Genomic DNA, 18,061 nt, shown 5'->3' with positions numbered 1-18,061 from the left:
AAAGATGATGTTCAAAAAATATGGTTGGGAAAGTGCCTTATTTCTCTTGTTAATCGTGGAAATTCTGGGTTTTGGTTTTGTCAATCCCCGTATGTTGGAACTCAATGTATTGCTTTATAGCACCAGTGATTTTATCTATATCGGTATGCTTGCTTTGCCACTCACCTTAATTATTGTCAGTGGTGGAATGGACATTTCCTTTGGTTCAACTGCGGGACTTTGTGCCATAGTATTGGGTTTGCTGTTTAAATCAGGTCTACCGTTGTCTTTAGCAATTACGCTAACCTTTGTAGTGGGCGGACTTTGTGGCTTGCTCAATGCGTTATTAGTGATTTATACCAAAGTCAATCCCTTAGTCATCACCTTAGGCACAATGTATTTATACGGCGGTGGAGCATTATTGTTGTCTGGATTTGCAGGGGCAACAGGCTATGAAGGCATTGGCGGTTTTCCTGATAGCCTATTGGATTTTGCCAATCAAACCGTATTCGCTATTCCTACGCCGATTATTTATTTCTTGATAATGACGGTGGTATTTTGGTTATTAATGCACAAAACCACCACAGGTCGCAGTGTTTTCTTTATTGGGCAAAGCGAGCGGACATCCCGTTACAGTGCTGTGCCAATTAATAAAACGCTCTTTATTATCTATGCGTTAATTGGTTTAGTCGCCGCCTTTGTTGCTGTGCTATTAGTATCTTATTTTGGTTCGGCTCGTTCTGATCTTGGTAGTTCCTTGTTAATGCCTGTATTGACTGCGGTGGTATTAGGTGGAGCGAATATTTATGGCGGTGCAGGCTCCATTATTGGTACAGCAATTGCGGCGTTGCTCATTGGCTATTTACAACAAGGTTTGCAAATGGTCGGCGTGCCAAATGAAATTTCCAGTGCGTTATCAGGGGCATTGCTGATTATTGTGTTAATCGGTAAATCGCTGAGCCAATATTCTGGACAACTTCGCCATTGGTTAAAACGCCATCCGTTAAAAAATTAATGGCAATCTTAAAATCAACATACTGGCTGTTTGGTGTGTTTCCTTCAAAAACTCAACTAAGGAGTATTATTATGAAAAATGTAATTAAAACAACCGCACTTGCCGTGGCATTGGGCTTATCTTCAATCAGTGCTGCACAAGCAACTGATCGTATTGCATTCATTCCTAAATTGGTCGGTGTTGGCTATTTTACTAGCGGCGGTCAAGGTGCGGTGGAAATGGGGAAAACCTTAGGTGTGGATGTGACCTACGATGGTCCAACCGAACCAAGCGTTTCCAATCAAGTACAGTTGATTAATAACTTCGTCAATCAAGGCTATAACGCTATTGTAGTGGCAGCAGTTTCACCTGATGGTTTATGCTCTACCTTACAACGTGCAATGAAACGGGGCGTGAAAGTATTGACGTGGGATTCCGATACGAAACCTGAGTGTCGTAGCCATTACATTGATCAAGGCACACCAGATCAACTCGGGGCATTGCTTGTGGATATGGCAGCAAATCAAATTAGTAAACCGAAAGCCAAAGTAGCGTTTTTCTATTCTAGCCCAACCGTGACCGACCAAAATCAATGGGTCAATGTGGCAAAACAAAAAATTGCCAAAGATCACCCTGAATGGGAAATTGTGACCACCCAATTTGGCTATAACGATGCGATTAAATCGCTACAAACCGCCGAAGGGATTTTGAAAGCCTATCCTGATTTAGATGCGATTATTGCTCCAGATGCCAATGCGTTACCAGCGGCAGCACAAGCAGCTGAAAATCTCAAAGTGAGCAATGTGACCATTGTCGGTTTCAGTACACCAAATGTAATGCGTCCTTATGTGAAACGTGGCACGGTAAAACAATTTGGTTTATGGGATGTGATGCAACAAGGCAAAATTTCGGTTGCAGTAGCAAACGAATTGTTGAAAGGCAAAACCTTAAATGTCGGCGATAAAGTAGAGATTCAAGGTGTCGGAACCGTGGAAATTTCACCGAATAAAGTACAAGGCTATGATTATGAAGCGAAAGGCAATGGCATTGTGTTGTTACCTGAACGAGTCGTATTCACTGCCGATAATATCGATCAATATAATTTCTAATAGGAGTACAATATGGCAGATTTAGATGATATTCGTGATGGCAAAGATTTTGGTATCGGCAAACCGCAACAAAATCAGCCCTTTTATTTAAAAGGCAGTGGGGCGTTAGATTGGGGCATGCAATCCCGTCTTGCCAATATCTTTAATCCCAAAACAGGCAAAACCATTATGCTCGCCTTTGACCACGGCTATTTTCAAGGTCCTACCACAGGGCTTGAGCGGATTGATTTACATATTGCTCCGCTTTTTGAATATACTGATGTGTTAATGTGTACTCGTGGCATTTTGCGTTCCGTGGTGCCACCAGCCACTAATAAACCTGTGGTCTTGCGTGCTTCAGGGGCGAATTCTATTTTGACCGAATTGTCCAACGAAGCCGTGGCGGTAAGCATAGAAGATGCGTTGCGTTTAAATGTTAATGCGGTAGCGGCTCAAGTCTATATTGGCTCAGAACACGAACACCAATCCATTAAAAATATTATTCAATTAGTGGATCAGGGGATGCGTTATGGGATGCCTGTAATGGCAGTCACGGGTGTGGGTAAAGATATGCAACGGGATCAACGTTACTTTTCTTTAGCCACCCGAATTGCGGCAGAAATGGGAGCAAGCATTATCAAAACCTATTATGTGGAACAAGGTTTTGAGCGAATCACCGCAGGTTGCCCTGTACCAATCGTCATTGCAGGCGGTAAAAAATTGCCTGAGCAAGATGCTTTAAAGATGTGCTATCAAGCCATTGACCAAGGAGCATCTGGTGTGGATATGGGACGCAATATTTTCCAATCCGAAGCACCGATTGCCATGTTAAAAGCCGTACACGCTGTCGTTCATCAAGGCGAAACTGCCGAACAGGCGTATAAACTTTATTTACACGAAAAAAATCGTTAAAAATTGACCGCACTTTTTGAGATAAGAAAAGTGCGGTGTTTTTCAACAGAATTTTAAGGAGAAGATTATGTTTGCCATGCTCGTTGAAATTAATATTAAAGCAGGAAAAGAACAAGAATTTTTGCAAGTATTCCAACGTAACCACCTAGGCACTCGTCAAGAACCCAGGCAATTTACGCTTTGATGTGTTACAAGATCCTGACATTAGCACCAGATTTTATGCCTATGAAGTCTACAAAGACGAAGCTGCATTAGATGCTCATCGCCAAACTCCACATTATCATCGTTGTGTAGCGGAACTTGAGCCATTAATGACTCAGCCCCGTCAAAAGAAAGTATTCAAATGGATTTATCCAGAGATAGTCAACGATGAATAAACAACAACGTATTCAAGTATTAAAACAGCAGAAAATCAGCGTGGGAATTTTGTCATCGGATTGGATGAAATTCCCCGAAACTTTGGCAACTTTAGCGGATCATAATGTTCGTTTATTGCATTTTGATATTGCCGATGGTAATTGGTCGCCACTCTTTACTATTGGTACAATGGCGTTAAAACCATTTGGTGAACCGTTTTTAAAAGATGTGCATTTAATGGTAAAAGATCCTAGTGCGTTAGTACAAGAAAGTGTTGCTTTGGGGGCAGATATTATTACCTTTCAACTAGAAAGCGATTGCCCACTGTTGGAAACTTATCAATGGATGCATTCGCAAACCGAATGTATTGCCGGCATCAGCCTTTGCCCTAACACTGCATTAGAACAGCTCGTCCCTTATTTACAATGGATTGATATGATTCAATTGCTGACACTTGATCCGAGAACAGGATTGAAAATGGATAGCTCTCAATTTTTTGAGCGAATCCAACAATTACATTTTTTGTTTGATAAGCATCATCAACATAAAATCATTGCGATTGATGGTTCTATGACATTGGAATTAGCTACACAACTGCAAGATTGTGATATAGATTGGGTGGTCTCAGGGAGTGCGTTTTTTAAATCAGATGATCTTTATGATACGTTAGAAAAATGGAGTTTTAAATAGAAAAATAAGGTCAAAATCTATTATTTTTTACACCGCACTTTGGTCATCTAAAGCAAAGTGCGATCTATTTTTATAAAGTTTCTGAGAGTGAATATTTCCTTGAAAATCCAGTTGCTTTTACCTTGCCTTTTTGATAAACTCACCGACCTACTTATCTTAAGGTAAGTAGGTTCGTCCCGCAAGGGTGTTTTTAACTTAAACGGAGCACTAATATGATCCAGACACAGACTATGCTAGACGTTGCTGATAACTCAGGCGCTCGTAGCGTAATGTGTATCAAGGTTCTAGGTGGATCGCACCGTCGTTATGCTGCTATTGGTGATATCATCAAAATTACTGTGAAAGAAGCAATTCCTCGTGGTAAAGTGAAAAAAGGTGATGTATTAAAAGCAGTTGTCGTGCGCACTAGAAAGGGTGTTCGTCGCCCAGACGGATCAGTCATTCGTTTCGATGGTAATGCTTGTGTGATTTTAAATAATAACACGGAGCAACCTATCGGTACCCGTATTTTTGGACCTGTGACGCGTGAACTTCGCTCTGAGAAGTTTATGAAGATCATTTCTTTAGCACCAGAAGTACTATAAGGGAGAGATAAGAAATGGCTGCAAAAATTCGTCAAAATGATGAAGTAATCGTTCTTGCCGGTAAAGATAAAGGCAAACGTGGAAAGGTAACTCAAGTGTTACCAAACGGTAAAGTTCTTGTTGAAGGTATTAAAATCATTACTAAACATGAAAAACCTGTACCTGCTTTAGGTAAAGAAGGTGGTTTAGTGAAGAAAGAGGCACCAATCGATGCGTCAAACGTAGCGATCTTCAATCCGATAACAAACAAGGCTGACCGTGTAGGTTTTAGATTCGAAGATGGCAAAAAAGTCCGTTTCTTCAAATCTAATAATGAAATTATTTAACAAACTGGAGTAATGCGATGGCGAAACTGCATGATTACTACAGAGATCAAGTAGTTAATGAATTGAAAAACAAATTCAACTACGCATCTGTCATGCAAGTCCCACGAATCGAAAAGATTACCCTGAATATGGGTGTGGGTGAAGCATTGACCGATAAGAAACTGCTAGATAACGCCGTAGCGGATTTAGCAGCGATTAGCGGTCAAAAACCTTTAATTACTAAAGCACGCAAATCTGTTGCAGGCTTTAAAATCCGTCAGGGATATCCAATCGGTTGTAAAGTAACACTACGTGGTGAACGTATGTGGGAGTTCTTTGAACGTTTAATTACAATTGCTGTTCCACGTATTCGTGACTTCCGCGGTTTAAGTGCGAAATCATTTGATGGTCGTGGTAATTACAGTATGGGTGTGCGTGAGCAAATCATCTTCCCTGAAATCGACTATGATAAAGTTGATCGTGTTCGTGGTTTAGATATTACTATTACCACAACAGCTAAGAATGATGAAGAAGGTCAAGCACTACTTGCTGCCTTTAATTTCCCATTCCGTAAATAAGGCAGGTTATCAATGGCTAAACAATCAATGAAAGCACGCGATGTAAAACGCGTTAAATTGGCTGAAAAGTTCTATGCTCAACGTGTAGAATTGAAAAAAATCATTTCTGACGTGAATTCTTCTGATGAAGATCGTTGGAGTGCGGTGTTAAAGTTACAAACTTTACCGCGTGATTCAAGCCCAAGTCGCCAACGTAACCGCTGTCGCCAAACTGGTCGTCCTCACGGCGTATTAAGTAAGTTTGGTTTAAGCCGTATTAAGGTCCGTGAAGCAGCCATGCGTGGTGAGATCCCAGGTCTTAAAAAAGCAAGTTGGTAATGTACCACTTTATATTGGAATCGGAGAATAAAGCACAATGAGTATGCAAGATCCAATCGCAGATATGTTGACCCGTATTCGTAACGGTCAAGCTGCGAACAAAGTTGCGATCAGTATGCCTTCATCCAAGCTAAAAGTGGCTATTGCCAATGTGTTAGCGGAAGAAGGTTACGTTGAAAGCGTAAAAGTTTTAGAAGGTGTAAAACCTGAATTGGAAATTACATTAAAATATTTCCAAGGTAAACCAGTTGTAGAAAGTATCCAACGTGTAAGCCGTCCAGGTCTTCGTATTTACAAACGTAAAGACGAATTACCAAAAGTAATGGGTGGTTTAGGTGTTGCTGTGGTTTCTACATCTAAAGGTGTGATGACTGACCGTGCTGCTCGTCAAGCGGGTTTAGGCGGCGAAATCATCTGTTATGTAGCTTAATGGAGAGGTAGGAAAAATGTCTCGTGTTGCAAAAGCACCCGTAACTGTTCCTGCCGGTGTTGAGGTTAAACTTAACGGCCAGCTATTGACAGTGAAAGGTAAGAATGGTGAGTTAACTCGTACTATTCATAACTCAGTTGAAGTTAAACAAGATAATGGTGCATTAACTTTCGCACCACGTGATGGTAGTGTGGGTGCAAATGCACAATCAGGTACTGCACGTGCGTTGGTTAATGCAATGGTTATTGGTGTTACCGAAGGTTTCACAAGAAAATTACAACTCGTCGGTGTGGGTTATAGAGCACAAGTAAAAGGCAACGTAGTTGGTTTGAGCTTAGGTTTTTCACACCCTGTCGAGCACACTTTACCAGCAGGTATTACTGCAGAATGTCCATCTCAAACCGAAATCGTGTTGAAAGGTGCTGACAAACAATTAATCGGTCAAGTGGCTGCAGATATTCGTGCATACCGTAAACCAGAACCTTATAAAGGTAAAGGTGTTCGTTATGCGGACGAAGTTGTACGTACTAAAGAAGCCAAGAAAAAATAATTAAGGTAACACTATGGATAAGAAATCAGCTCGTATCCGTCGTGCAGCTCGTGCTCGTTATATGATGAGAGAGCAAGGTGTAACGCGTTTAGTCGTTCACCGCACTCCGCGTCATATTTACGCACAAGTGATTGCACCGAACGGTTCAGAAGTGCTTGCCGCTGCTTCTACAGTAGAAAAAGCAATTAGTGAGCAAGTAAAATATACCGGTAACAAAGATGCTGCTGCAGTAGTGGGTAAAGCCGTTGCTGAGCGTGCATTAGCGAAAGGCGTGAAAGACGTTGCTTTCGATCGTTCTGGTTTTAAATATCATGGTCGTGTCCAATCTTTAGCGGACGCTGCTCGTGAAGCTGGTCTACAGTTCTAATAGAGGAAATTGAGATGTCAAACATCGAAAAACAAGCTGGTGAACTGCAAGAGAAGCTAATCGCGGTAAACCGTGTATCAAAAACTGTAAAAGGTGGTCGTATTATGAGCTTTACTGCTTTGACAGTAGTAGGTGATGGTAACGGTCGTATCGGTTTTGGTTATGGTAAAGCACGCGAAGTTCCAGCAGCAATCCAAAAAGCAATGGAAAAAGCACGTCGTAACATGATTAACGTAGCTTTAAATGAAGGTACATTACAACACCCAGTGAAAGGTGTTCATACTGGTTCTCGTGTATTTATGCAACCAGCAAGCGAAGGTACAGGTATCATCGCAGGCGGTGCAATGCGTGCAGTATTAGAAGTTGCTGGTGTACGTAACGTTCTATCTAAAGCATACGGTTCAACCAACCCAATTAACGTTGTGCGTGCAACAATTGATGCACTCGCAAATATGAAATCACCAGAGATGGTTGCTGCAAAACGTGGCAAAACCGTTGATGAAATTTTGGGGTAATGGATTATGGCTAAAACTATTAAAGTAACTCAAACTCGTAGCTCAATTGCTCGTTTACCGAAGCATAAAGCCACATTAAAAGGTTTAGGTCTTCGCCATATTCGTCATACTGTAGAACTAGAAGATACACCTTCTGTTCGTGGTATGATTAACCAAGTTTCTTATATGGTTAAAGTGGAGGAGTAAGAGAATGCGTTTAAATACTCTATCTCCGGCTGAAGGTGCGAAGCACAGTGCTAAGCGTTTAGGTCGTGGTATTGGTTCAGGTCTAGGCAAAACTGGTGGACGTGGTCATAAAGGTCAGAAATCTCGTACTGGTGGCGGTGTTCGTCGCGGTTTCGAGGGTGGTCAAATGCCTTTATATCGTCGTTTACCAAAATTTGGTTTTACTTCAATGAAAGCAGCCGTAACCGCTGAAATTCGTTTGAATGATTTAACTAAAGTAGAAGGTAATGTTGTCACTTTAGATTCATTAAAGGCAGCGAACTTAGTCACTAAAGATATTCAATTTGTTAAAATTATTTTAGCGGGTGAAGTCAAAGGTGCAGTAACTGTTCGTGGTTTACGTGTAACTAAGGGTGCGAAAGCAGCGATTGAAGCTGCTGGTGGATCAATCGAGGAATAATTAACAGATGGCTAAGCAACCAGGGTATCAAAGTAGAAGTACTCAAAGCGGTAAAGGTGAACTTAAAAGTAGATTACTTTTTGTATTAGGTGCACTAATCGTTTTCCGTATTGGTTCTTTCATTCCGGTTCCTGGTATTGATGCGGCCGTGTTAGCTCAATTAATTGAACAGCAAAAAGGCACCATCATTGAAATGTTTAATATGTTCTCTGGTGGTGCATTGAGCCGTGCGTCAATTTTTGCTCTGGGTATTATGCCGTATATCTCGGCATCAATTATTATTCAGTTGCTGACCACGGTTTATCCTGCATTAAATGAGTTGAAGAAAGAAGGTGAATCTGGTCGCCGTAAAATGAGTAAGTACACGCGTTACACAACGTTAGGGCTTGCCACGTTACAGGCGATAGGTATTTCAACTGGTTTACCAAGTATGTTGCCAGGACTAGTGCCTAATTTAGGCTTTGGTTTTTATTTTACAGCAGTAATTAGTCTTGTCACAGGAACTATGTTCTTAATGTGGTTAGGTGAACAGATTACTGAGCGTGGGATTGGTAACGGTATTTCTTTAATCATCTTCGCAGGTATCGTAGCTGGTCTTCCAGCTGCTATTGGTCAAACTATTGAGCAGGCGCGTCAAGGGCAAATGCATCCATTAGTTCTTTTATTGATTGCCGTAGTTGTTTTTGCTGTGACTTATTTCGTTGTATTCGTTGAACGAGGACAACGTCGAGTAAAAGTAGAATATGCTAAGCGTCAACAAGGGCATCAAATATTAGGTGGAGGATCGTCACATTTACCATTAAAAGTAAATATGGCAGGTGTTATTCCAGCTATCTTCGCATCAAGTGTTATTTTGTTTCCTGCAACAATAACATCATGGTTTGGTGAAGGTTCTAGCCTTGAGTGGTTAACGAATTTATCGTTAATGTTACAGCCAGGTCAGCCAATTTATTTGATTGTCTATGCTGCAGCGATTATGTTCTTTAGCTTTTTCTATGCTGCAATGCAATTTAATCCGCGTGATACAGCCGATAATTTGAAAAAATCTGGAGCATTTATCCCAGGAATTAGACCAGGTGAACAAACATCTCGTTATATAGATAAAATTATGACCCGTCTTACCTTAGTGGGTGGTCTTTATATTATATTCGTATGTTTAGTTCCTTATATTATGACATCAGCTTGGAATGTCCAATTTTATTTTGGCGGTACTTCCTTGTTAATCGTTGTAGTGGTAATTATGGATTTCATCGTGCAGGTTCAAAGTCATTTAATGTCGACTAAATATGAATCTGCTTTGAAAAAGGCAAACCTTAAAGGTTTTGGACAGTAATTTGTCCATTTTATAAAGAAAGGATAAGCAATGAAAGTTCGTGCTTCCGTAAAGAGAATTTGTCGTAACTGTAAAATTGTGAAACGTGAAGGTGTTGTTCGTGTATTATGTAGCGACCCTAAACATAAACAACGTCAAGGTTAATTGATAATTTTTTCTTGCAAAGAACCAGTTGAGCAGTTATACTGCTCAGCTCATTTATGTCCTTGGTATATTGTTTGAGTATCCTGAAAACGGGCTTTTCAAGATCAATATACCAAATTAGTTAAAAAATAGGAGTGCATAGTGGCCCGTATTGCAGGCATTAACATTCCTGATCATAAACATACTGTAATCGCTTTAACAGCAATTTATGGTATCGGTAAAACCCGTGCACAAGCTATTTGTGCTGCGACTGGTATTGCTGAAAGCGTTAAGATCAGAGAATTGTCTGAAGAGCAGATTGATAAACTGCGTGACGAAGTTGGTAAATTTACCGTTGAAGGTGACTTACGCCGTGAAGTAACACTTAACATCAAACGTCTATTAGACTTAGGTTGTTATCGTGGTTTACGCCACCGTCGTAGTTTACCGGTACGTGGTCAACGTACTAAAACTAATGCGCGTACCCGTAAGGGTCCACGTAAGCCGATCAAAAAATAAGTCGGGGTAAAGATTAAATGGCTAAAACACCAGTTCGTGCACGTAAACGTGTAAAAAAACAAGTTGTAGATGGCGTAGCTCACATTCACGCATCTTTCAATAATACAATCGTGACTATTACTGACCGTCAAGGTAATGCTCTAGCGTGGGCAACCGCAGGTGGTTCAGGTTTCCGTGGTTCTCGTAAATCCACTCCGTTCGCCGCACAGGTTGCAGCAGAGCGTTGTGCTGAAGTTGTCAAAGAATTTGGCTTAAAGAACTTGGAAGTTATGGTTAAAGGTCCGGGTCCAGGTCGTGAATCAACAATCCGTGCATTAAATGCAGCAGGATTCAAAATCACGAACATTACAGATGTGACTCCGATTCCTCATAACGGTTGTCGTCCACCGAAAAAACGTCGTGTTTAATTTGACGTTAGGATAATTGGAGAAAGAAAATGGCAAGATATTTGGGTCCAAAACTCAAGCTAAGCCGTCGTGAAGGCACTGATTTATTTCTTAAATCAGGCGTGCGTGCTATCGATTCTAAATGTAAAATTGATACAGCACCTGGTCAACACGGTGCTCGCAAACCACGTTTATCTGACTATGGTAGTCAGTTACGTGAAAAACAAAAAGTTCGCCGTATCTACGGTATTTTAGAACGTCAATTCCGTAATTATTATAAAGAAGCGAACCGCTTAAAAGGTAATACTGGTGAGAATTTATTAGTATTATTAGAAGGTCGCTTGGATAACGTTGTTTATCGTATGGGATTTGCTGCCACTCGTGCAGAAGCTCGCCAATTAGTGAGTCACAAAGCGATTGTTGTAAATGGTCGTGTTGTAAATATCCCATCTTTCCAAGTTTCCGTTGATGATGTGATTGCTGTGCGTGAGAAATCTAAAAAGCAAGCTCGTATCAAAGCATCATTGGAATTAGCAGAGCAAAAAGAAAAACCAACTTGGTTAGAAGTTGATTCTGCTAAAATGGAAGGTGTGTTCAAACGTGTTCCTGAACGTTCTGATTTATCAGCAGACATTAATGAACATCTGATCGTTGAGCTTTACTCTAAATAATAGTTAAGCTTACAAGCAAAGAGAGGATAAAATGCAGGGTTCTGTTACAGAATTTTTAAAGCCACACTTAGTGGATATTGAGCAAATCAGCTCAACACACGCTAAAGTGATCTTAGAACCGTTAGAGCGTGGTTTTGGCCATACTCTAGGTAATGCATTGCGTCGTATTCTTTTATCTTCAATGCCAGGTTGTGCTGTCACTGAAGTAGAAATTGAAGGCGTATTGCATGAATACAGTAGTAAAGAGGGTGTTCAAGAAGATATTCTTGAAGTGCTTCTAAACTTAAAAGGCCTAGCGGTTAAAGTTCAGAATAAAGATGATGTATTTCTGACACTAAACAAATCTGGAATTGGCCCTGTTGTTGCAGCTGACATTACCCATGATGGTGATGTAGAAATCGTAAATCCTGATCATGTAATTTGTCATTTAACCGATGAAAATGCATCTGTTAATATGCGTATTCGTGTACAACGTGGTAGAGGTTATGTTCCTGCTTCTGCTCGTGTACATGCTCAGGATGAAGAACGTCCAATTGGTCGTCTGTTAGTAGATGCTTGTTATAGTCCTGTTGATCGTATTGCTTACAATGTAGAAGCAGCACGTGTTGAACAGCGTACTGACTTAGATAAGTTAGTTATTGAGTTAGAAACAAACGGCACTATTGATCCAGAAGAAGCAATTCGTCGTGCTGCAACAATTTTAGCGGAACAGCTTGATGCATTCGTTGATTTGCGAGATGTTCGTCAGCCAGAAGTCAAGGAAGAAAAACCGGAATTTGATCCGATTTTATTACGTCCAGTTGATGACTTAGAGTTGACAGTTCGTTCTGCTAACTGTTTGAAAGCAGAAACAATTCATTATATCGGTGATTTAGTCCAACGTACTGAAGTTGAGTTATTAAAAACACCTAATCTTGGTAAGAAATCTCTTACTGAAATTAAGGATGTACTCGCTTCTCGTGGTCTATCACTTGGTATGCGCCTTGAAAATTGGCCACCAGCAAGTATTGCTGAAGATTAATGGTCAATTAGGTTAAGATTTTTCTGAGAAGGATAAGGTCATGCGCCATCGTAAGAGTGGTCGTCAATTAAACCGTAATAGTAGTCATCGCCAAGCGATGTTCCGTAATATGGCAAGTTCTTTAATTGGTCATGAGATCATTAAGACAACTGTGCCAAAAGCGAAAGAATTACGTCGTGTAGTTGAGCCGTTAATTACATTAGCAAAAATAGACAGCGTAGCAAATCGCCGTTTAGCTTTTGCTCGTACACGCAGCATTGAAACTGTTGCAAAATTATTTAATGAATTAGGTCCACGTTTTGCTCAACGTGCTGGTGGTTACACCCGTATTTTAAAATGTGGTTTCCGTGCTGGTGATAATGCTCCAATGGCATACATTGAGCTAGTTGATCGCCCAGAAGTAGTCGCTGAGGCTACTACGGAATAATCTATAATTAATAATCAAAAGCTCACTTTTAAGTGAGCTTTTTTCTTTTGAACTATAAAATATCAATATTATCTAAATTAAAGAGAGGATAAAGTTGATAATAATGCTTAAGAGATATTTAAATATAGGAAATTAAGAAAGAAGTATTTGTGCTAGTTTAAGACGTAACGAGAAATTCTTCTTCACTTTTGAGAAGTATCCTGAACCAAAAATTGAGGTATAGTAGACAAAATAGTTGGTAAAAAGTGGGTTAAAGCCTTATAGTAACGGTATTATGTAGCAAATGCACAAAGACTCTTCCGTTAAAATTTGTTAAGGTTTTCACTATGATTGATAGCGGAAACCTTTTTTATGGCTCAAAAATATTCAAAAAGTGAATTGGCGGAGATGATTTTTGCGTTGCAAGAACGTCAGCGGATAGTGCGAGAAAATATGAATGAGATTGAGAGTTTATTGGCTCGCTTGGCTGAATCTGTGCAGAATAAACCAACTCAAAATCGCTCTCCGTTTCATTTGTCGCTTAATTCTTTGGTTGCAACGATATTGAAAAATAATCGGCATCAATGGCTTTCAACCATTGAAATTGTTGAACAAGTGGTAAAATTAGATAATCAGTGTATTGACGTGGAAATTGGCGATCCGTTTTATGTGGCGGTTAAACGTAAATTAAAACAACTACATAAACAAAAAGTCATTATTGGTGGTGGATTTCATTGGAAAATTAAGTAATTGGCATTTTCTAATAAGCATAAATTTGTAAAAACGAGTGATTTTTTTACCGCACTTTTTCAATCCATCTCCATTGGATAATTTTGTGCTTTTTCACTACGATTTTTTCAACAAGCCCTTTTTTCACTAATCTAATCAGTGCAGTACCGATATTTTTCGTATGGTATTCTGATACAGCAATATCAGGCTGTTTATCGGCAATTAAAACAGCTTCGGCTAATTCTAATACCCGCCAATAGCGTTCAGGTTCGGTTTTCATTACTCTTTGAATTAACTGCGTAATTTTACCGTTAAATTGTTTACGATAAACTCGGTATTGAAAATGCTCGGTATCAAATTGTTGAATATCTTTGCTATCCACGTCCATTACGTCTAAGGCTTGTTTTAGCCATTTTATACGGCGTTCGACCAATTCAAGATGGGCTAAGACCTGCTCTTTTTCTCGTTCAAATTGAGCAATTTTCTGCTTAATTTGGCTTTTGTAAATCTCGTCTGCCATTAAATAATTACCCTTTCTATTTGTCTGTGATGACCTTGCCAATAACCTTTCCACGCATTTTCTGATGAAGTGGCAAGGCATTTAGTGGCAATATCCTTAAAAATCGTGAAATTATCTTGCTTACGAGTATCTTCCCGATAAGCGATTTCATTAGCGTAATTATCAAGATAAATGTTACTCATTTTATGCACTTGTCCGTAATACATACGTTTGAAACGTGCAAAGTAACTTTCAGCAAGATTATTGGTAATGCCATCATCACTGCAATACTCTTTTTGATGATTGACACGGTGCAAATCATAACGAGCCATCAGTTCGTCATAAGCACCGTTTTCATCTGCGTGAATACGGCTATTTGGTTCAATGTAGGCTTCCGCTAGTTTGTTCACAATGTCGGTATTTTCTGACAAAATCGGAAAAGTCAGGGTTTTCTTTGCGCCGACTAAGTGCGGATTAGATAAGGTTTCTTGTTTAGAATGACGCTCACGCATCACCAATATTGCACGTTTGTTAGGATTAGCATTTGTTTTTAAACGTCTATCTACTCGGTCGGTTTTCTTATTCTTCGGACGTGGAGCAGAATGGACATAAGTACCGTCAATATGGACTTCACCTGATAAAGGAAAAAGTTGTTTTTGAACTTGCAAGCTCTCACGGATTTTATGAGATAAGGTAAAGGCGGTTTTGTACTGCACATTTAAATCACGAGAAAGCTGGCAAGCGGAAATGCCTTTTACTGCATTAACAAACAAAGCGATTGCCATTAAATACACTTGAATCGGTAATTTATGGTGTGCGAAAATTGTGCCTGATGTAACGCTAAAGGTATGTCGGCAATGTTTGCAACGCCACTGCTTGCGACTGGAAATAAAATAAGCCTGATGATTTACACCGCATTTCGGACAACAAACCATTTTCTCACTTCCCCAACGCAATGAGCAAAGCAAGCTAAACGCTTGTTCGTCCGACAAGGTGGCAACCTTACGGAGTGAAAGCGTGCGAGCTTTGGAAGAAAGTAGGAAATGTTGCGACATTACTATTTTATTCCTGTGCAAAAATGACTATAATAGTGCCATTTCTAGCACTGTTTATGGTTGAATAATGCCACAAAATTCACTAAAAGTCAATATGGGGTGCAACATTGAGCATTAAAGAGCGATTAAGAGTTCTTATTGAAACACAAAATACTAGCGTTAAACGATTTGCCGAACTTGCCGACATTCCTTTGCGGTCTATTCATAATTATTTGAGTGGTGAGCGTGAACCGAGTGCAGAAGTATTGATTAAAATCGCTAATATCACCAATGTAAATTTAAATTGGTTATTGCTTGATAAGGGTGAAATGTTTATAGATAACGAACTGGAAAGAGAACTCACCAAAAACGAATTAAATTTATTGGAACAATTTAGAACCACCAATAATTTAGGTAAAGAAATTATATCCGAAACCATTACAACCATTTCAAATAAATTGAAATAATTGTAAAAATCACTTGACATCTTAAATTAAGGAAACAAAAAATGTTCAACGCAACGCAACGCAACGCAACGCAACGCAACGCAACGCAACGCAACGCAACGCAACGCAACGCAACGCAACGCAACGCAACGCAACGCAACGCAACGCAACGCAACGCAACGCAACGCAACGCAACGCAACGCAACGCAACGCAACGCAACGCAACGCAACGCAACGCAACGCAACGCAACGCAATAGTTTAATTTTATCTTTCTCATTGTCAAATATATTTCCTTCTTTTCTTTTAGGAGGGAAATATGACTAATAACTTTTCAAACGAAGTTGATGGACAATTAAAGTTCTATCAAGATTACCTACCATTAGTAGATAGCAATTTAACTGAAGATGATATTTTTAGTGATTATACTGACGGTATTGTTAATGGTAATATTTTAGAGTTTAAAACAATAATCAATGATCTAAATACAACTCTATTCCAAGCGATTAAATATCTCTCATCAAGAAGAATTAAAGGGAAAGAAATCCCTAAAAATATTATTCTTGTATCATTATCTAATCAAAAAATTTATCGTTATGACAGTGAAGATTATTTAGTTGATATTGAAAAGGTCTATTTTGGAAGTGCTTCTATTCAAAACTCAGGCTTTACAGCTCAAAATCCATTAGAAACTTTAGAATATGGGGCAAGTCAATTAGCTGAAACTAAGTTAATTGCATTGTTGCGTTCAAAGAACTTTACTAAAATCAATATTGATGAAAACTGTATTGTTGGTTGGGCAGAGCGATTCTATCGTGAAAATCCAACAGCAAACAAATCTGATTTTATTGGCGATCATTCAGGCAAAGTAAATATTATTGGTGAAATTAGAAAACCTGAAAAATTAAAAGAATTTATTAATCCTTATACAGGGCAAACAAATGCAAAATTCCAGTATTTAATGGATAAACTTAATGACACCCTTTCAAAGAAAAATCTTGGTGCGTTTTACACGCCTACGCCTTATGTAGAGAAATCTTTAGAATTAGTAAAGCAAGCTATTGAACGAGTACCAAAGGGTAATGATTATATTATTCTTGATCGATGTGCAGGGACTGGTAATCTTGAGAAGTTATTAAGTGAAGAAGAATTAAAACATTGCGTGCTTTCTACGATTGAATACTATGAATACAAAGTATTGCAAGAGTTATTAGGTGATAAAGTTCGTCATATCATTCCACCTACAGAAAAAGAAGATACTTTTAATATGGGATTAGTGCGTGGGGCAGATGCGTTAAGTAAAGCGTATATTGAAAATGAGGTAATCAAAAAATATATTGATGATCCGAATGTTACCGTGATTATGCTTGAAAATCCACCCTATTCAGAAGTAAACGGCAATACAATGGGTAAAGGGCAAAAAGCCATTTGGAAAACATCCTATGTAATGCAAGAAATGAAAAAAGAAGTAAATGGTTCACCTACTAATGATTTAGCAAATTTGTTTATTTGGTCGGCTTTTAAATATTATTTAAGATAACCAACTGATAGCTATATTGTTTATAGTCCAATTAAATATTGGAAAGCTCATAAATTGATTTCAAAACAATTTATTCAAGGTTTTGCTTTTAATCGTAAACATTTCCATACTACAACGAATGCGTGCATATCTTGTATTCTTTGGGGGAATGTTAATTCTAACATCAACCAATTTGAACTTGATTGCTATGATATTGATAAAAAAGATAGTCTTCTCTATGAAGATAAACTAACGGTTAAACAAGTAAAAAGCTTAATTAGTTCCTACTATGATCAACGAGAATTTAATGACGATGAATTAAATGGGATTTCTGTTGAATTAAATGGCACAGAATGTTTAGATGAAAAGAAAGCTCGTGTAATTAAAAGGTATAATAAAAATATTGTTGGCTACGTTGTGGCAAATGGGCAAGGTTTCGATAATCCACGTTTAAATTCTGCTTTAACTATTACAGGGCGTTATGATGCAAACGGTGAATTTTTACGTTCAGATAATTTTCTTGAAATATTACCAATATTTTCTACTGGGAAATATACCGATCACGTCAATCATTGGAAAATAATGTCTATGCTAATGAAAAGTGCGGATAAAAAGATACAATATCAAACAGATTGTAAAAATGGAAAATTGCAGTCGTTTTTACTGAAGAATCTATTTTGGGTAACACTAACGCACTATACAAAATTAAGATCACTTAATGGCTCAGACGGTCGATTTTATCGAAATGAATTATCATTAGATACCACTAATGGTGAAACTTTAGCAAGTGAAATATTAAAAAAACTCAATTACTCAGAAACAGAAGAAAAATTAATTACACAATGGAAAAGTGTATTGAAAGAAGCTAAAAAAAACAGCAGGTTATAATGCAAATTTTACCTATTCCGTCTATCAGATTATGAATGAACTCAATACTTCATATAAAGATGAAAAGGATAAAACAGTGTATGATTACCCTGAACTCAATGGACATTTAAATACGCTAAAAACATTGGTAAAAAACTATTACATAAATGAAATTGTACCGTTCTTGTTTGAATATGAATTTCTTAAATAATTGATAG

At 38.7% G+C, this 18,061-nt stretch carries 28 protein-coding genes and 1 pseudogene; 26 read left to right on the top strand and 3 right to left on the bottom strand.

Going from position 1 to position 18,061, the window contains the following annotated elements:
* Nucleotides 1-4 precede the first annotated feature (4 nt).
* From lsrD to O1Q79_RS07870, 23 genes and pseudogenes are all read left to right on the top strand, one after another.
* On the top strand, nt 5-994 hold the full coding sequence (gene lsrD / locus O1Q79_RS07980; RefSeq protein ID WP_386691552.1) for an autoinducer 2 ABC transporter permease LsrD: 990 nt from the start codon (nt 5-7) through the stop codon (nt 992-994).
* A 71-nt stretch (nt 995-1,065) separates the two neighbouring features.
* Complete coding sequence (gene lsrB / locus O1Q79_RS07975) at nt 1,066-2,082, top strand: autoinducer 2 ABC transporter substrate-binding protein LsrB (protein ID WP_386691550.1); 1,017 nt, start codon at nt 1,066-1,068, stop codon at nt 2,080-2,082.
* 12 nt (nt 2,083-2,094) lie between these two features.
* Nucleotides 2,095-2,973 carry a 3-hydroxy-5-phosphonooxypentane-2,4-dione thiolase gene (lsrF, locus tag O1Q79_RS07970; RefSeq protein ID WP_386691548.1) on the top strand — a complete coding sequence of 293 codons (879 nt, stop codon included), beginning with the start codon at nt 2,095-2,097 and terminating at the stop codon, nt 2,971-2,973.
* Nucleotides 2,974-3,040: 67 nt separating this feature from the next.
* A pseudogene (gene lsrG, locus O1Q79_RS07965) lies at nt 3,041-3,350 on the top strand ((4S)-4-hydroxy-5-phosphonooxypentane-2,3-dione isomerase).
* Entirely contained in the window at nt 3,343-4,020 is a 678-nt protein-coding gene (locus O1Q79_RS07960; protein ID WP_386691546.1) for a ribulose phosphate epimerase, read from the top strand. The pseudogene lsrG and the gene O1Q79_RS07960 overlap by 8 nt, the downstream one beginning before the upstream one ends.
* 212 nt (nt 4,021-4,232) lie before the next feature.
* On the top strand, nt 4,233-4,604 hold the full coding sequence (rplN, locus tag O1Q79_RS07955) for a 50S ribosomal protein L14 (protein WP_132302868.1): 372 nt from the start codon (nt 4,233-4,235) through the stop codon (nt 4,602-4,604).
* Nucleotides 4,605-4,618: 14 nt separating this feature from the next.
* Nucleotides 4,619-4,930 carry a 50S ribosomal protein L24 gene (rplX, locus tag O1Q79_RS07950; protein WP_386691544.1) on the top strand — a complete coding sequence of 104 codons (312 nt, stop codon included), beginning with the start codon at nt 4,619-4,621 and terminating at the stop codon, nt 4,928-4,930.
* 17 nt (nt 4,931-4,947) lie between these two features.
* On the top strand, nt 4,948-5,487 hold the full coding sequence (rplE, locus tag O1Q79_RS07945; RefSeq protein WP_133545470.1) for a 50S ribosomal protein L5: 540 nt from the start codon (nt 4,948-4,950) through the stop codon (nt 5,485-5,487).
* Between the two features lie 12 nt (nt 5,488-5,499).
* The gene (gene rpsN / locus O1Q79_RS07940; RefSeq protein WP_132302871.1) at nt 5,500-5,805 is read left to right on the top strand and encodes a 30S ribosomal protein S14; all 306 of its coding nucleotides are present in this window, start codon (nt 5,500-5,502) and stop codon (nt 5,803-5,805) included.
* A 37-nt stretch (nt 5,806-5,842) separates the two neighbouring features.
* The gene (rpsH, locus tag O1Q79_RS07935) at nt 5,843-6,235 is read left to right on the top strand and encodes a 30S ribosomal protein S8 (protein WP_132302872.1); all 393 of its coding nucleotides are present in this window, start codon (nt 5,843-5,845) and stop codon (nt 6,233-6,235) included.
* A gap of 16 nt (nt 6,236-6,251) precedes the next feature.
* On the top strand, nt 6,252-6,785 hold the full coding sequence (gene rplF, locus O1Q79_RS07930; protein WP_386687897.1) for a 50S ribosomal protein L6: 534 nt from the start codon (nt 6,252-6,254) through the stop codon (nt 6,783-6,785).
* Nucleotides 6,786-6,798: 13 nt separating this feature from the next.
* A complete protein-coding gene (gene rplR, locus O1Q79_RS07925) occupies nt 6,799-7,152 on the top strand; it encodes a 50S ribosomal protein L18 (protein WP_386691542.1) in 354 nt (117 codons plus the stop codon).
* Nucleotides 7,153-7,166: 14 nt separating this feature from the next.
* Nucleotides 7,167-7,667 carry a 30S ribosomal protein S5 gene (gene rpsE, locus O1Q79_RS07920; protein WP_132302875.1) on the top strand — a complete coding sequence of 167 codons (501 nt, stop codon included), beginning with the start codon at nt 7,167-7,169 and terminating at the stop codon, nt 7,665-7,667.
* Between the two features lie 6 nt (nt 7,668-7,673).
* Nucleotides 7,674-7,853 carry a 50S ribosomal protein L30 gene (gene rpmD, locus O1Q79_RS07915; RefSeq protein ID WP_132302876.1) on the top strand — a complete coding sequence of 60 codons (180 nt, stop codon included), beginning with the start codon at nt 7,674-7,676 and terminating at the stop codon, nt 7,851-7,853.
* A 4-nt stretch (nt 7,854-7,857) separates the two neighbouring features.
* Entirely contained in the window at nt 7,858-8,292 is a 435-nt protein-coding gene (gene rplO / locus O1Q79_RS07910; protein ID WP_386691540.1) for a 50S ribosomal protein L15, read from the top strand.
* 7 nt (nt 8,293-8,299) lie between these two features.
* Nucleotides 8,300-9,625: a preprotein translocase subunit SecY gene (secY, locus tag O1Q79_RS07905; RefSeq protein WP_386691538.1), complete on the top strand. Its 1,326-nt coding sequence runs from the start codon at nt 8,300-8,302 to the stop codon at nt 9,623-9,625.
* Nucleotides 9,626-9,655: 30 nt separating this feature from the next.
* Entirely contained in the window at nt 9,656-9,769 is a 114-nt protein-coding gene (gene rpmJ, locus O1Q79_RS07900; RefSeq protein WP_005759601.1) for a 50S ribosomal protein L36, read from the top strand.
* Between the two features lie 141 nt (nt 9,770-9,910).
* A complete protein-coding gene (rpsM, locus tag O1Q79_RS07895) occupies nt 9,911-10,267 on the top strand; it encodes a 30S ribosomal protein S13 (RefSeq protein ID WP_386687887.1) in 357 nt (118 codons plus the stop codon).
* Between the two features lie 17 nt (nt 10,268-10,284).
* Nucleotides 10,285-10,674 carry a 30S ribosomal protein S11 gene (gene rpsK / locus O1Q79_RS07890; protein ID WP_132302881.1) on the top strand — a complete coding sequence of 130 codons (390 nt, stop codon included), beginning with the start codon at nt 10,285-10,287 and terminating at the stop codon, nt 10,672-10,674.
* Nucleotides 10,675-10,703: 29 nt separating this feature from the next.
* The gene (rpsD, locus tag O1Q79_RS07885) at nt 10,704-11,324 is read left to right on the top strand and encodes a 30S ribosomal protein S4 (RefSeq protein ID WP_386687884.1); all 621 of its coding nucleotides are present in this window, start codon (nt 10,704-10,706) and stop codon (nt 11,322-11,324) included.
* 31 nt (nt 11,325-11,355) lie between these two features.
* A complete protein-coding gene (locus O1Q79_RS07880) occupies nt 11,356-12,345 on the top strand; it encodes a DNA-directed RNA polymerase subunit alpha (protein WP_386687882.1) in 990 nt (329 codons plus the stop codon).
* A 40-nt stretch (nt 12,346-12,385) separates the two neighbouring features.
* Nucleotides 12,386-12,772, top strand: a complete 387-nt coding sequence (gene rplQ, locus O1Q79_RS07875; protein ID WP_386691537.1) for a 50S ribosomal protein L17 — start codon at nt 12,386-12,388, stop codon at nt 12,770-12,772.
* A 351-nt stretch (nt 12,773-13,123) separates the two neighbouring features.
* Nucleotides 13,124-13,501, top strand: a complete 378-nt coding sequence (locus O1Q79_RS07870; protein WP_386691535.1) for a hypothetical protein — start codon at nt 13,124-13,126, stop codon at nt 13,499-13,501.
* A gap of 46 nt (nt 13,502-13,547) precedes the next feature.
* Here O1Q79_RS07870 and O1Q79_RS07865 read toward each other — a convergent pair whose 3' ends face one another.
* Together O1Q79_RS07865 and O1Q79_RS07860 are read right to left on the bottom strand one after the other, a co-directional pair.
* Nucleotides 13,548-14,000, bottom strand: coding sequence for a hypothetical protein (locus tag O1Q79_RS07865; RefSeq protein WP_386691533.1), 453 nt, complete (start codon nt 13,998-14,000; stop codon nt 13,548-13,550).
* Complete coding sequence (locus O1Q79_RS07860; protein WP_386691531.1) at nt 14,000-15,034, bottom strand: IS1595 family transposase; 1,035 nt, start codon at nt 15,032-15,034, stop codon at nt 14,000-14,002. The genes O1Q79_RS07865 and O1Q79_RS07860 overlap by 1 nt, the downstream gene beginning before the upstream one ends.
* Nucleotides 15,035-15,141: 107 nt before the next feature.
* Between O1Q79_RS07860 and O1Q79_RS07855 the strand changes: the two genes are divergently transcribed.
* Nucleotides 15,142-15,480, top strand: a complete 339-nt coding sequence (locus O1Q79_RS07855; RefSeq protein ID WP_386691529.1) for a helix-turn-helix domain-containing protein — start codon at nt 15,142-15,144, stop codon at nt 15,478-15,480.
* 26 nt (nt 15,481-15,506) lie between these two features.
* Here O1Q79_RS07855 and O1Q79_RS07850 read toward each other — a convergent pair whose 3' ends face one another.
* Nucleotides 15,507-15,737, bottom strand: a complete 231-nt coding sequence (locus O1Q79_RS07850) for a hypothetical protein (RefSeq protein ID WP_386691528.1) — start codon at nt 15,735-15,737, stop codon at nt 15,507-15,509.
* 39 nt (nt 15,738-15,776) lie between these two features.
* On the opposite strand from O1Q79_RS07850, the gene O1Q79_RS07845 reads away from it, so the two are divergent.
* Both O1Q79_RS07845 and O1Q79_RS07840 read left to right on the top strand, forming a co-directional pair.
* Nucleotides 15,777-16,997, top strand: coding sequence for a hypothetical protein (locus O1Q79_RS07845; RefSeq protein WP_386691526.1), 1,221 nt, complete (start codon nt 15,777-15,779; stop codon nt 16,995-16,997).
* A 54-nt stretch (nt 16,998-17,051) separates the two neighbouring features.
* On the top strand, nt 17,052-17,864 hold the full coding sequence (locus O1Q79_RS07840) for a hypothetical protein (protein WP_386691524.1): 813 nt from the start codon (nt 17,052-17,054) through the stop codon (nt 17,862-17,864).
* Nucleotides 17,865-18,061 lie beyond the last annotated feature (197 nt).

The sequence above is a fragment of the Lonepinella sp. MS14434 genome (genome assembly GCF_042468235.1).
Lineage (GTDB): Bacteria > Pseudomonadota > Gammaproteobacteria > Enterobacterales > Pasteurellaceae > Lonepinella.
The sequence above is the reverse complement of the archived record's forward strand: the minus strand, read 5'-3'. Positions and strand labels throughout refer to the sequence as shown.

Coding starts and splice junctions, on each gene's coding strand:
- O1Q79_RS07960 (WP_386691546.1), top strand. CDS start 3,343: ATGAATAAACAACAACGTATTCAAGTATTAAAACAGCAGAAAATCAGC.
- rplR (WP_386691542.1), top strand. CDS start 6,799: ATGGATAAGAAATCAGCTCGTATCCGTCGTGCAGCTCGTGCTCGTTAT.
- rplF (WP_386687897.1), top strand. CDS start 6,252: ATGTCTCGTGTTGCAAAAGCACCCGTAACTGTTCCTGCCGGTGTTGAG.
- lsrF (WP_386691548.1), top strand. CDS start 2,095: ATGGCAGATTTAGATGATATTCGTGATGGCAAAGATTTTGGTATCGGC.
- O1Q79_RS07870 (WP_386691535.1), top strand. CDS start 13,124: ATGGCTCAAAAATATTCAAAAAGTGAATTGGCGGAGATGATTTTTGCG.
- O1Q79_RS07865 (WP_386691533.1), bottom strand. CDS start 14,000: ATGGCAGACGAGATTTACAAAAGCCAAATTAAGCAGAAAATTGCTCAA.
- rpsD (WP_386687884.1), top strand. CDS start 10,704: ATGGCAAGATATTTGGGTCCAAAACTCAAGCTAAGCCGTCGTGAAGGC.
- rplX (WP_386691544.1), top strand. CDS start 4,619: ATGGCTGCAAAAATTCGTCAAAATGATGAAGTAATCGTTCTTGCCGGT.
- O1Q79_RS07845 (WP_386691526.1), top strand. CDS start 15,777: ATGACTAATAACTTTTCAAACGAAGTTGATGGACAATTAAAGTTCTAT.
- rpsN (WP_132302871.1), top strand. CDS start 5,500: ATGGCTAAACAATCAATGAAAGCACGCGATGTAAAACGCGTTAAATTG.
- lsrD (WP_386691552.1), top strand. CDS start 5: ATGATGTTCAAAAAATATGGTTGGGAAAGTGCCTTATTTCTCTTGTTA.
- O1Q79_RS07880 (WP_386687882.1), top strand. CDS start 11,356: ATGCAGGGTTCTGTTACAGAATTTTTAAAGCCACACTTAGTGGATATT.
- O1Q79_RS07860 (WP_386691531.1), bottom strand. CDS start 15,034: ATGTCGCAACATTTCCTACTTTCTTCCAAAGCTCGCACGCTTTCACTC.
- secY (WP_386691538.1), top strand. CDS start 8,300: ATGGCTAAGCAACCAGGGTATCAAAGTAGAAGTACTCAAAGCGGTAAA.
- rplE (WP_133545470.1), top strand. CDS start 4,948: ATGGCGAAACTGCATGATTACTACAGAGATCAAGTAGTTAATGAATTG.
- rpsE (WP_132302875.1), top strand. CDS start 7,167: ATGTCAAACATCGAAAAACAAGCTGGTGAACTGCAAGAGAAGCTAATC.
- rpsK (WP_132302881.1), top strand. CDS start 10,285: ATGGCTAAAACACCAGTTCGTGCACGTAAACGTGTAAAAAAACAAGTT.
- rplO (WP_386691540.1), top strand. CDS start 7,858: ATGCGTTTAAATACTCTATCTCCGGCTGAAGGTGCGAAGCACAGTGCT.
- rpsH (WP_132302872.1), top strand. CDS start 5,843: ATGAGTATGCAAGATCCAATCGCAGATATGTTGACCCGTATTCGTAAC.
- rplQ (WP_386691537.1), top strand. CDS start 12,386: ATGCGCCATCGTAAGAGTGGTCGTCAATTAAACCGTAATAGTAGTCAT.
- rplN (WP_132302868.1), top strand. CDS start 4,233: ATGATCCAGACACAGACTATGCTAGACGTTGCTGATAACTCAGGCGCT.
- O1Q79_RS07850 (WP_386691528.1), bottom strand. CDS start 15,737: ATGAGAAAGATAAAATTAAACTATTGCGTTGCGTTGCGTTGCGTTGCG.
- lsrB (WP_386691550.1), top strand. CDS start 1,066: ATGAAAAATGTAATTAAAACAACCGCACTTGCCGTGGCATTGGGCTTA.
- rpmJ (WP_005759601.1), top strand. CDS start 9,656: ATGAAAGTTCGTGCTTCCGTAAAGAGAATTTGTCGTAACTGTAAAATT.
- rpmD (WP_132302876.1), top strand. CDS start 7,674: ATGGCTAAAACTATTAAAGTAACTCAAACTCGTAGCTCAATTGCTCGT.